General features: G+C 69.9%; 8 protein-coding genes. All 8 read left to right on the forward strand.

Going from position 1 to position 12,410, the window contains the following annotated elements:
* Positions 1–206 precede the first annotated feature (206 nt).
* The 8 genes from GVL05_RS18915 to GVL05_RS18950 all read left to right on the forward strand — a co-directional run bounded on the left by GVL05_RS18915 (position 207) and on the right by GVL05_RS18950 (position 12,255).
* Positions 207–1,556 carry an ABC transporter substrate-binding protein gene (locus GVL05_RS18915; RefSeq protein WP_131845794.1) on the forward strand — a complete coding sequence of 450 codons (1,350 nt, stop codon included), beginning with the start codon at positions 207–209 and terminating at the stop codon, positions 1,554–1,556.
* Between the two features lie 4 nt (positions 1,557–1,560).
* Positions 1,561–2,496, forward strand: a complete 936-nt coding sequence (locus GVL05_RS18920; RefSeq protein WP_235036066.1) for a carbohydrate ABC transporter permease — start codon at positions 1,561–1,563, stop codon at positions 2,494–2,496.
* Positions 2,497–2,582: 86 nt separating this feature from the next.
* Positions 2,583–3,389 (forward strand): carbohydrate ABC transporter permease, encoded by an 807-nt coding sequence (locus tag GVL05_RS18925; RefSeq protein WP_235036067.1) that lies wholly within the window; start codon positions 2,583–2,585, stop codon positions 3,387–3,389.
* Between the two features lie 120 nt (positions 3,390–3,509).
* Positions 3,510–5,816: an alpha-L-rhamnosidase gene (locus GVL05_RS18930; RefSeq protein ID WP_159574150.1), complete on the forward strand. Its 2,307-nt coding sequence runs from the start codon at positions 3,510–3,512 to the stop codon at positions 5,814–5,816.
* A gap of 340 nt (positions 5,817–6,156) precedes the next feature.
* Complete coding sequence (gene rhaI / locus GVL05_RS18935; RefSeq protein WP_123291971.1) at positions 6,157–7,329, forward strand: L-rhamnose isomerase; 1,173 nt, start codon at positions 6,157–6,159, stop codon at positions 7,327–7,329.
* A gap of 4 nt (positions 7,330–7,333) precedes the next feature.
* Entirely contained in the window at positions 7,334–9,418 is a 2,085-nt protein-coding gene (locus GVL05_RS18940; RefSeq protein WP_159574151.1) for a bifunctional aldolase/short-chain dehydrogenase, read from the forward strand.
* Between the two features lie 36 nt (positions 9,419–9,454).
* On the forward strand, positions 9,455–10,933 hold the full coding sequence (locus GVL05_RS18945; protein WP_159574152.1) for a rhamnulokinase family protein: 1,479 nt from the start codon (positions 9,455–9,457) through the stop codon (positions 10,931–10,933).
* A gap of 128 nt (positions 10,934–11,061) precedes the next feature.
* Complete coding sequence (locus tag GVL05_RS18950) at positions 11,062–12,255, forward strand: alpha-hydroxy acid oxidase (protein ID WP_123672509.1); 1,194 nt, start codon at positions 11,062–11,064, stop codon at positions 12,253–12,255.
* The last annotated feature ends 155 nt before the right edge of the window (positions 12,256–12,410 follow it).

Genomic DNA, 12,410 nt, shown 5'->3' on the forward strand with positions numbered 1-12,410 from the left:
AGGCAGGGCGGGCGAGGCGGGACCGCGCGCACCAGGCATGCGCGTTCCCGTAACGAAATCGGCACAGCGATTGACACGCTTCAATCCACGTGGTTCCATCCTGATTGAAACGTTCTAAACAGCAGCAACCGGAGCCCACGACGACGCGGGATCCGGGTCCGTTTCACCCGGGGTACCCCGCCCCGGGCCTTACGAGGAGGTAAGGAATGTCAGCTCGTTCCCTGACCACGAGGACGCTCACCAAGCGCGCCGTCGTCAAACGGCTCGTCGCCATCGGCGGCGCCACGGTCCTGATCGGCGGGCTCGCGGCGTGTTCGTCCGGCGGTTCCGCCGACGAAGGCGGCGGCAAGGTGCAGATCACCTACCAGGCCGACAACTCACCCGCGACCGCAGCCACCGCGAAGCCGCTCATCGAGGCGTTCGAGAAGGCCAACCCCGACATCACGGTCAAGTTCGACACGCGCCCGCAGGGCACCGACGGCGACAACCTGGTGAAGACCCAGCTGTCGACCGGCGAGATGGCCGACGTCTTCAACTACAACTCCGGTTCGCTCATGCAGGCCCTCAACCCGGACAACACCCTGGTGGACCTGTCCGACGAGAGCTGGACGAAGGACGTCGACGAGCAGTTCACCAAGGTCGTCAGCACCGACAAGGGCGTCTACGGCGCTCCGTTCGGCACGAGCTTCGGCGGCGGCGTCATGTACAACAAGAAGGTCTACGCCGACCTCGGACTCAGCGTCCCCACCACGTGGGACGAGTTCATCAGCAACAGCGAGAAGATCAAGGACGCCGGCAAGGTCGCCCCGATCATCCAGACGTACGGCGACACCTGGACCAGCCAGCTGTTCGTGCTCGGCGACTTCGCCAACATCACGGCGCAGGACAAGGACTGGGCGGACAACTACACCGCGAACAAGGAGTCCTACGCCAAGGACCCCGCACTCGCCGGCTTCGACCACCTCGCCGAGGGCAAGGACAAGGACCTCTACAACGAGGACTACGCCTCGGCCACGCAGGCGAACGGCCTGAAGATGCTCGCCGACGGCACCGGGGCGCAGTACCCGATGCTGACGAACGCGATCTCGACCCTGCAGCAGGACAGCCCCGACGCGGTCGCGGACATCGGAGCGTTCGCGCTGCCGGCCGAGGACGCCGACGACACGAACCTGACCATCTGGGAGCCGAACGGCCTGTACATCCCGAAGACCACCGAGGGTGACGAGCTCGCCGCCGCGAAGAAGTTCATCGCCTTCGCGAACTCGGCCGACGGCTGCAAGGTGCAGAACGACACCGGAACGCCCGGTGGCCCGTACGTCATCTCGACCTGCTCGCTGCCGGACGACGTGCCCCCGATGATCGACGACCTCCAGAAGTACCTGGACGACGGCAAGGCGAGCCCGGCGCTCGAGTTCCTGTCCCCGATCAAGGGCCCGAACCTCGAGAAGATCTGCGTGCAGGTCGGCTCGGGCATCACCAACGCGGCCAAGGGTGCTGACCAGTACGACGACGACGTCGTCCAGCAGGCCCAGCAGCTCGGCATCAAGGGCTGGTGACACGGTGACCGCGACACTCACGACGGCACTCGAGCCGGCGAAGACCCGAGCGGGTTCCGGCGGGACCGGTCCCGCGCGCAAGCGGATGCGCTCGTTCTACCCCGCGTGGTTCTTCATCCCCGCGATCGCGCTGTACGTCGTGTTCTTCGCGGTCCCCACCTTCGCCGGGTTCTACTTCTCCCTCACCCGCTGGACGCTGTTCGACCAGACCTTCATCGGTTTCGACAACTTCGTCCGGTTCTTCCAGGACCCGCAGCTCGTCTCCGGGTTCGTGCACACGTTCCAGTACGGCTTCGTGACGAGCGCGGCGAAGGTGGTCATCGGACTCGCCCTCGCCCTGCTCCTCACGTCGCCCGTGCTGGGGCGCGGCTACCTGCGGGCGGTCGTGTTCTTCCCGGTGCTCGTGTCGACGATCGGCATCGGCATCACGTTCACGGCGCTGATGGACCCGTTCCACGGGATCATCAACGGCGTCCTCGGCTCGGTCGGCCTCCCCACTCCGGGGTGGCTGACCGACCCGGCCCTCGCCCTGTGGAGCGTCGCCGCGGTGGACGTCTGGAAGGGCGTCGGCATCGCGACGCTCATCTTCATCGCCGGCATCGTGGCGATCCCGCAGGAGTACTTCGAGGCCGCACGGGTCGACGGCGCGAGCGCGTGGTCGATCTTCCGGAACATCACCCTGCCGCTGTCGCGTCCCGCGATGGGCACCGTCATCATCCTGTCGTTGATCGGCGGGCTGCGGTCCTTCGACCTCATCTGGGCGATGACCGGCGGTGGGCCAGGGTTCACCAGTGACGTCATCGCGAGCGTCATCTACAAGCAGTACCAGGCCGGGTTCTACGGCCTGTCGACCGCCGGCAACGTGGTCCTGTTCGTGGTCGTCACGGCGATCATGGTCCCGATCTCGTGGCTCCTGAACCGCAAGGAGGCGGACCTGTGACCGCCGTCACCAGCCCCCGCCGGACCGCCGGCCGTGCGCCGACGCCGGCGAGCCGGAACCGCCACCCGGGCCGGACCCGCCGGTGGATCATCGGCTCGATCGCCATCGTCGTCAGCTTCGTGGTGTTCCTGGTGCCGTTCGTCTTCGTCCTGCTGCAGGCCATGAAGAACCCGGCCGAGGCGAACCAGCTCGGCTTCAGCCTGCCGACCGAGTGGCAGCTCTGGCAGAACCTGCAGGCCGTGTTCGGATCCGGTGACGGCGTGATCGTCCGCGCGTTCCTGAACAGTGCGGTCCTGACCGTGGGCAGCGTGATCGTGATGGTCGTGTTCTCCGCGATGGTCGGGTACGTGCTGCAGCGTCGCCCGAGCAAGTGGAACGGCGTGATCAACTTCTTCGTCCTGGCGGGCCTCATCGTCCCGCCCGCGATCGTCCCGACGATCTGGGTGCTGCAGGGGCTCAACCTGTTCAAGACCATGGGCGGGATGATCCTCATCGAGGCGACCTTCGGCCTGTCGTTCTGCATCCTGCTCTTCCGGGCGTTCGTGGCGACGATCCCGAAGGAGCTCGACGAGGCAGCCGTCCTCGACGGCGCCGGACCGATCCGTCTGTTCTTCGGCGTCGTGCTGCCGCTGCTCAAGCCGGTCATCATCACGGTCGTGCTCGTGCAGTCCGTCACGGTGTTCAACGACTTCACGAACCCGCTGTACTTCCTGCCGGGATCCGAGAACGCCACGGTGCAGCAGACGCTCTACTCGTTCCAGAGCCAGTCGGTCAGCCAGCTCAACCTGCTGTTCACCGACGTCCTGCTCATCACGATCCCGCCGCTCATCCTCTACATCTTCTTCAACCGCCAGATCGTCGCCGGAATGACCAGCGGCGCAGTCAAGGGCTGACGCCCGACCCCGGCCTGGAGGCGCAACCCGCCTCCGCCGCACCGCCCACCCGGGCGGGCGGCCGGGCCCCGGACCCCCGCACCGGTCGACGACGACCGGTCGCGTGAAAGGACACACCACATGACCGCCTGGACAGCACCGTTCATCACGAGCGACGCCGACCTCGGGAGCGCACCGATCCTGCGCCGTGAGTTCACCCTCGACGACGGCCACGGCGCCGTCACGAGCGCGACCCTCGACGTCAGCGCCCTCGGCGTCGTCGAGGCGTGGCTCGGTGGCGAACGCGTCTCCGACCACCTGCTCGAACCGGGGTGGACGAGCTACGAGTGGCGCATCCGCGTCGTCTCGCACGACGTCACGGCGCACCTGACCGGTACCGGCTCGGGCGAGGCGGCAGTCCTCGCACTCGTCCTCGGCAAGGGCTGGGCCGCCGGGCGCCTCGCGTGGGGTGGTGGCGGCGGCTGGTACGCCGACGAGCCCGCCGGGTTCGCCGAGCTCCGCATCACCTTCGCCGACGGCCACGAACAGCTCGTCGCCACCGACACGGACTGGCAGGCCCTGTCCAGCGCGATCACCGCCGACCAGCTGTACGACGGCGAGGACATCGACGCCCGGCTCCGCGACGGCTCCTTCCTGACGCCCGGCGAGGTCACCACGCCGAGCGTCGACGGCCACGAGGGACGCACCAGCGCCGTGCGCACCGTCGACATCGGCGAGCGCGAACTCGTCGCCGACACCGTGCCGCCGGTCCGACCCCTCGCCGAGATCGCCCCCGTCGAGGTCTGGACGAGCCCGTCCGGCGCGACGCTGATCGACTTCGGCGTGAACCTGGTGGGCTGGCTCCGCGTGGTCGCCTCTGGGCCCGCGGGCACGGTGCTGACCCTGAAGCACGCCGAGGTCCTCGAGCACGACGAGCTCGGCACCCGCCCGCTGCGCACCGCGAAGGCGACGGACCACTTCACCCTGAGCGGCAGCGAGGACCACTTCGAGCCCCGCTTCACCTTCCACGGCTTCCGGTACGCCCAGGTCGACGGCTGGACCGGCACGCTCGACGAACTCCGATCGGCCGTCACCGCGGTGCAGGTCGGCTCCGACCTGACCCGGACGGGCACGTTCGAGTCCAGCCACGAGCTGCTCAACACGTTCCACGACAACGTCATCCGGGGCATGCAGGGCAACTTCCTGAGCGTCCCGACCGACTGCCCGCAGCGTGACGAGCGCCTCGGCTGGACGGGCGACATCGCGGCGTTCGCGCCGACGGCGTCCTACCTGTTCGACACCCGCGCGTTCCTGGGCGACTGGCTCCGCGACGTGTGGCTCGAGCAGCAGCACGCCGACGGTGTCATCCCGTTCGTGGTGCCGGACGTGCTCAAGTACTCCCCCGCCGAGGACTTCGGCACCCCCGACGCCACCGCCATCTGGTCGGACGCCGGCGTCTGGGTGCCGTGGACCCTGTACCAGGCGTACGGCGACACCGCGGTGCTCGAGGAGCAGCTCGACTCGATGACGGCGCACCTCCGCCGCATCAAGGGCCACCTGTCACCCGAGGGCCTGTGGGACACCGTCTTCCAGTTCGGCGACTGGCTCGACCCGGACGCCCCGCCGGAGGACGCCGCCAAGGCGAAGGCCGACCCGGGCGTCGTCGCGACGGCGTGCGCGTACCGCAGCGCGACCCTGGTGGCGCAGGCGGCGCGGTTGACGGGCCACGAGGCGGAGGCGACGGAAGCCGAGGAGATGGCCACGGGCCTCCAGGCCGCGTTCCGTCAGCACTACGTGACCGACGGCCGCATCCGGAGCGACTGCACCACCGTCTACGCGCTCGCGATCGTGTTCGGCATCCTCGACGAGGACGACGAGCGCCGTGCGGGCGACCGCCTGGCGGAGCTGGCCGAGCAGTCCGGGTACCGGATCTCGACGGGCTTCGCGGGTACGCCGTTCATCACCGACGCGCTGACGCAGACCGGCCACCTCGACGACGCGTACCGGCTGCTGCTGCAGACGGAGTGCCCGTCGTGGCTGTACCCGGTGACGATGGGTGCGACGACGGTCTGGGAGCGCTGGGACTCGATGCTGCCGGACGGCACGATCAACCCGGGTGAGATGACCTCGTTCAACCACTACGCACTCGGTGCCGTGGCGGACTGGATGCACCGGGTGGTGGGCGGCCTGTCGGCGCTCGAACCGGGGTACGCCTCCGTGCTCATCGCGCCGCAACCGGGCGGCGGCCTGACGTGGGCGTCGACCTCGCTCGACTCCGTGCACGGGCACATCGCGGTGCGGTGGGAGCTCGTCGACGGCGAGCTGCTCGTCCGTGCACAGGTGCCGGAGGGCGTCACCGCAGTCGTGCGCTTGCCGGGTGCTGCGGAGCAGCGGCTCGGCGCTGGCTCGCACGAGCTGCGCGCGCCGGCTGCGGTCCCCGCGGCGTAGCGCGGGGAGCGGACGGTGGGCTGGTCACGGTGGGTGCGCGGGACGCCTGACGGCGCTCGCCCGGCGTCGCGCCCCCGGGCGGTCTTCGCGCCCCGACTCTCCGGGGCGCGAAGGCCGCAACGGGGCGCGCAGCCCGCGCCCGTCCCGCATCGCGCCCCCGTGCGCGCATCGCGCCCGCGCCCGTCCCGTGTCGCGCCCCCGTGCGCGCATCGCGCCCCGACTCTCCGGGGCGCGAAGACCGCAACGGGGTGCGCGACGCAACACACCCCACACGGTTGCGGCAGACCGCCGCGACCCGTACTGTATGAAACGATTCAATCGCACACGAGGAAGTGACACGATGACATCGACCCCGACCTTCACCGGCATCGCCGACCAGCTCGCACGACAGCAGATCGAGCTGCCCAGCTGGGCCTTCGGCAACTCCGGCACCCGCTTCAAGGTGTTCAGCACGCCCGGCACCCCGCGCGACCCGTACGAGAAGATCGCCGACGCCGCCCAGGTGCACAAGTACACGGGCCTCGCACCGACCGTGGCCCTGCACATCCCGTGGGACCTCGTCGACGACTTCAGCGACCTCAAGCGGCACGCCGAAGAGCACGGGGTGTCGCTCGGCACCGTGAACTCGAACACGTTCCAGGACGACGACTACAAGTTCGGTGCCCTGACCCACGTCGACGAGACGATCCGGCAGAAGGCGATCGACCACCACCTGCGCTGCATCGACGTGATGGACGCCACCGGCAGCCGCGACCTGAAGATCTGGCTCGCCGAGGGCTCGAACTACCCCGGGCAGGAGGACATGCGCTCCCGCCAGGACCGCCTGCACGAGTCGCTCAGCACGATCTACGACCGCCTCGGTGCCGACCAGCGCCTGGTGCTCGAGTACAAGTTCTTCGAGCCGTCGTTCTACCACACCGACGTTCCGGACTGGGGCACGAGCTACGTGCAGACGGCCGCGCTCGGTGACAAGGCGATGGTCTGCCTGGACACCGGCCACCACGCCCCCGGCACGAACATCGAGTTCATCGTGATGCAGCTCCTGCGCCTCGGGAAGCTCGGCAGCTTCGACTTCAACTCGCGGTTCTACGCCGACGACGACCTGATCGTGGGCGCAGCGGACCCGTTCCAGCTGTTCCGCATCCTGGTCGAGGTCATCCGCGGCGGCGGCTACGACAACCACGACGTCGCGTTCATGCTCGACCAATGCCACAACATCGAGGACAAGATCCCCGGTCAGATCCGCTCCGTGCTCAACGTGCAGGAGATGACGGCCCGGGCACTGCTCCTCGACCGCGTGGCCCTGACCGCAGCGCAGGAGGCCCACGACGTCCTCGGCGCGAACGAGGTCTTCATGGACGCGTACCAGACCGACGTCCGGGCGGACCTCGCCGCGTGGCGCGAATCCCGCGGTCTGCCGGCGAACCCGATGCGCGCGTACCTGGACTCCGGGTACCAGCAGTCGATCGCCGAGGACCGCGTCGGCGGCGTCCAGGCCGGTTGGGGCGCGTAGACACATGGCACACACACTGGAGGCTCGGGTGGACCCCGCAACGCACGGCACCGACGCAGACACCACGATCAGTGCACTCATCGCGCGCTCGAACGCGCTCGGCTCGGATCCGCGGATCACGAACTACGCCGGCGGGAACACCTCGGCGAAGGGCACCGACACCGACCCGGTCACGGGCGAGCCGGTGGAGCTGCTCTGGGTGAAGGGCTCCGGGGGCGACCTCGGGACCCTCACCCCGGCGGGCCTCGCGGTCCTGCGCGTCGACCGCGTCCGTGCCCTCCAGGACGTCTACCCGGGGGTGGAGCGCGAGGACGAGATGGTCGCCGCGTTCGACTACACGCTGCACGGCAAGGGCGGTGCTGCCCCGTCCATCGACACGGCGATGCACGCCCTGGTCGACGCCGCGCACGTCGACCACCTGCACCCGGACGCCGGCATCGCCATCGCGACGGCGGCGGACGGACCGGCTCTGACGTCGACGATCTTCGGCGACACGGTGGTGTGGGTGCCGTGGCGCCGACCCGGGTTCCAGCTCGGGCTCGACATCGCCGCGATCAAGCGGGACAACCCGCAGGCGATCGGCACGATCCTCGGCGGCCACGGCATCACGGCTTGGGGCGAGACGAGCGAGGAGGCCGAGGCGAACTCGCGCTGGATCATCGACACCGCCGAGCAGTACATCGCGGAGCACGGGAAGGCCGACCCGTTCGGCGGGACCCGAGCAGGCTTCGAGGCGCTGCCGACCGACGAACGCCACGCACGCGCCGCCGCCCTCGCACCGACGATCCGCGGCATCGCCGGGCGCGACAAGCCGGTGGTGGGGCACTTCACCGACAGCGACGTCGTGCTCGACTTCCTGGCGTCGTCGCGCGCCGAGGAGCTCGCCGCGCTCGGCACGAGCTGCCCCGACCACTTCCTGCGCACCAAGGTGAAGCCCCTCATCCTCGACCTGCCCGCCACCGCGAGCGTCGACGAGCAGACCGCCCGCCTGCACGAACTCCACGAGCAGTACCGCGCGGACTACCAGGCCTACTACGACCGCCACGCGAACCCGGACTCCCCCGCGATCCGCGGTGCCGACCCGCTCATCGTGCTGGTGCCCGGCGTCGGGATGTTCTCGTACGGCAAGGACGCCCAGACCGCCCGCGTCGCCGGCGAGTTCTACGTGAACGCCATCAACGTCATGCGCGGCGCCGAGTCGTTGAGCACCTACGACCCCATCGACGAGGCCGAGAAGTTCCGCATCGAGTACTGGGCCCTCGAAGAGGCGAAGCTGCAGCGGATGCCGGCCCCCAAGAAGCTCGCCACCCGCATCGCCCTGGTCACCGGAGCCGCGAGCGGCATCGGCAAGGCGATCGCGAAGCGCCTGGCCGCCGAGGGTGCCGCGGTCGTCATCGCCGACCTCGACCTGACGAAGGCGCAAGACGCTGCGGCCGAGATCGGGAACACGGACAGGGCCATCGGCGTCGCGGCGAACGTGACCTCGGCAGCGGACATCGAGCAGGCGATCCAGCAGACCCTCCTGCACTTCGGCGGCCTCGATCTCGTCGTCAACAACGCCGGACTGTCGCTCAGCAAGAGCCTGCTCGAGACCACCGAACAGGACTGGGACCTGCAGCACGACGTCATGGCGAAGGGGTCGTTCCTGGTGTCCAAGGCGGCGGCGAAGGTCCTCATCGAGCAGGGCCTCGGCGGCGACATCGTCTACATCTCGTCGAAGAACTCGGTGTTCGCCGGTCCGAACAACATCGCCTACTCGGCGACCAAGGCCGACCAGGCACACCAGGTCCGGTTGTTGGCGGCGGAGCTCGGCGAGCACGGCGTCCGCGTCAACGGGATCAACCCCGACGGCGTCGTCCGTGGCTCGGGGATCTTCGCGAGCGGCTGGGGAGCGAACCGCGCGAAGACCTACGGCATCGAGGAGCAGGACCTCGGCGCGTTCTACGCCCAGCGCACCATCCTGAAGCGCGAGGTCGTGCCCGAGAACGTCGCGAACGCCGTCTACGCCATCTGCACCGACGACTTCTCGCACACGACCGGGTTGCACGTGCCCGTCGACGCGGGTGTCGCCGCCGCGTTCCTGCGCTGATGCAGAACAAGCTGATGTCCGACAAGAGGTAAGAGCATGTCCACCAGCGGCACCGTCGCCGCCGTCGACCTCGGGGCCACCAGCGGCCGCGTGATCCTCGGGCACGTCGACACCGACGGCGTCCGGATGGAGCACGTCGCCCGGTTCCCGAACGGCCCCGTGACCCTGCACGAGCACGACCGCGAGGCCCTGCACTGGGACGTCGTCGAGCTCCACCGACAGGTGACCGACGGCCTCCGTCAGGCGTTCGCCACGCACCCGGCGATCGTCAGCATCGGCATCGACTCGTGGGCGGTCGACTACGGCCTGCTGCGCGACGGTCGGCTGCTCGGCCTGCCGTACCACTACCGCGACGAGCGGCACGAGGGCGGCGTCGACCGCGTGCACCGACGGATGGACGCGGCCGAGCTGTACGCCCGGAACGGTCTGCAGCACCTGCCCTTCAACACGGTGTTCCAGTTCGCCGCCGACCCGTCGCCGCAGCTCGCGCAGCGGGCGCTGCTCGTCCCCGACCTGCTCGGCTACTGGCTCACCGGTGTCGAGGCGGCCGAGCGCACGAACGCGTCGACGACCGGGGTCCTGAACGCGACGACCCGCGGGTGGGACCCGGCGTTGCGGGCTGCTGCGGGCCTCCCGGCGGGCCTCCTGCCCACCCTGCGCGACCCGGGCGACCGACTCGGGCCCCTGCTGCCCGCCGTCGCCGACCTGGTCGGCGGCACCGCGCCCGTCACGCTGGTCGGCTCGCACGACACGGCCTCGGCCGTCGTCGCGGTCCCCGCGACCGAACCGGACTTCGCGTACATCTCCTCCGGCACCTGGTCACTCGTCGGCGTCGAGCTCGACGCACCCGTCCTGTCGGACGCGGCGCGCGACGCGAACTGCACCAACGAGGGCGGGGTCGACGGCCGCGTCCGGTTCCTGAAGAACGTGTCCGGACTGTGGTTGCTGTCCGAGAGCGTCCGCACCTGGGAACGTGACGGCGCGAGCATCGACCTGGAGGCCCTGCTCGCCTCCGCCGCGGCCGTCACGGCCCCGGTCCCCATCTTCGACCCCGCCGACGAGTCGTTCACGGCGCCCGGCGACATGCCCGCGCGCATCGCCGCCTGGTGCGGCGACCACGGGCTGAGCGCGCCCGCGTCGCGGGCCGAGTTCGTGCGCTCGATCCTCGAGTCGCTGGCCGCCGCGTACGCGGAGACACTTGCAACGATCAGCACCATCACGGGGAAAGACGTCCGACAGGTGCACATCGTCGGCGGCGGATCGCAGAACCGACTGCTCTGCCAGCTGACGGCCGACCGCACCGGGCTGCCCGTCCTGGCCGGGCCCGTCGAGGCGACAGCGCTCGGCAACATCCTGGTGCAGGCGCGGGCAGCCGGGCTCGGTGGCCTGCGCGGCGCCTCGCTCGAGGCCCTGCGCGCGACCATCGCCCGCACCGTCGAACCCGTCCGGTACACCCCGCGTTCCTCCGACGCTTCCCTCCGCCAATCCACCTCGAGACGTAGGATGTCTGTATGACCTCGACCGACGACCAGCACCGCGTCGACCCCGCCACGGGCGCACCGGCAGCCACCCCGGGCACACCGTCGGCCCGGCGGACCCCGATCAAGCGGCAGCTGCCGACCGTGCGGGACCTCGCACCGCTCATGCAGTTCAAGAAGCCTTCGCTGCCGGGTCGGCGTCAGCGCCTCGAACAGGCCCTGACGATCTGGGACCTGCGCGACATCGCCGCCCGCCGCACGCCGAAGGCCGCGTTCGACTACACCGAGGGCGCCGCCGAGGCCGAGATCTCGCTCGCGCGCGCCCGCCAGGCGTTCGAGGACATCGAGTTCACGCCCGCGATCCTGCGCGACGTGTCGTCCGTGGACACCTCGCGCTCGGTGTTGGGTGCGCCGGTCGCGTACCCGTTCGGCATCGCCCCCACCGGGTTCACGCGCATGATGCAGACCGAGGGCGAGCGTGCCGGAGCCCGGGCAGCCGGACGCGCGGGCATCCCGTTCTCGCTCTCCACCATGGGCACCACGGCGATCGAAGACGTCCGCGACGCCAACCCGAACGGCCGCAACTGGTTCCAGCTGTACATGTGGAAGGACCGCGAGAAGTCGATGGCGCTGGTCTCCCGCGCCGAGAAGGCCGGGTTCGACACGCTGCTCGTCACCGTGGACGTGCCCGTCGCCGGCGCGCGTCTGCGGGACAAGCGCAACGGCTTCTCGATCCCGCCGCAGCTGAGCGCCCGGACCGTGCTGAACGCCATCCCGCGACCGTGGTGGTGGTTCGACTTCCTGACCACCGAGCCGCTGGCGTTCGCGTCGCTCGACCGGTGGTCCGGCACCGTCGGGGAGCTCCTCGACCACATGTTCGACCCGACCGTCACCTACGAGGACCTCGCCTGGATCCGCGACCAGTGGAAGGGCAAGGTCGTCGTCAAGGGCGTGCAGTCCCTGGCCGACGCCCGTCGTCTGGCGGACATGGGCGTCGACGGGATCACGCTGTCGAACCACGGCGGACGCCAGCTCGACCGGGCACCCGTGCCGTTCCACCTGCTGCCCTCCGTGGTGAAGGAGGTCGGCATGGACACCGAGGTGCACCTCGACACCGGCATCATGTCCGGCGCGGACATCGTCGCCGCCGTGGCGCTCGGTGCGAAGTTCACCATGGTCGGCCGCGCGTACCTGTACGGGCTGATGGCGGGCGGCGAGGCCGGTGTCGACCGGATGATCCAGATCCTGTCGGAGCAGATCGAGCGCACGATGCGGCTGCTCGGGGTCACGTCGCTCGACGAGCTCGAGCCCGGTCACGTGACGCAGCTGCAGCGCTTGCAGCCGGTGCCGCGCGGCTGAGGCGGCGGGCGCGGGCTGCCCGCCGTTCACCGCGCGTTCGGGTGCCGATTCGGGCGATTACCCCCGAACGGGGCACAAATGATGCAAGATGTCCGTGGACGCGTCACCGAACCCCTCGGCATCCTGCCCCCTGGCGCGCCGTCCCCTCCCCGCAT

The organism is Curtobacterium sp. 18060 (genome assembly GCF_902706105.1).
In the GTDB taxonomy this organism is placed as follows: domain Bacteria; phylum Actinomycetota; class Actinomycetes; order Actinomycetales; family Microbacteriaceae; genus Curtobacterium.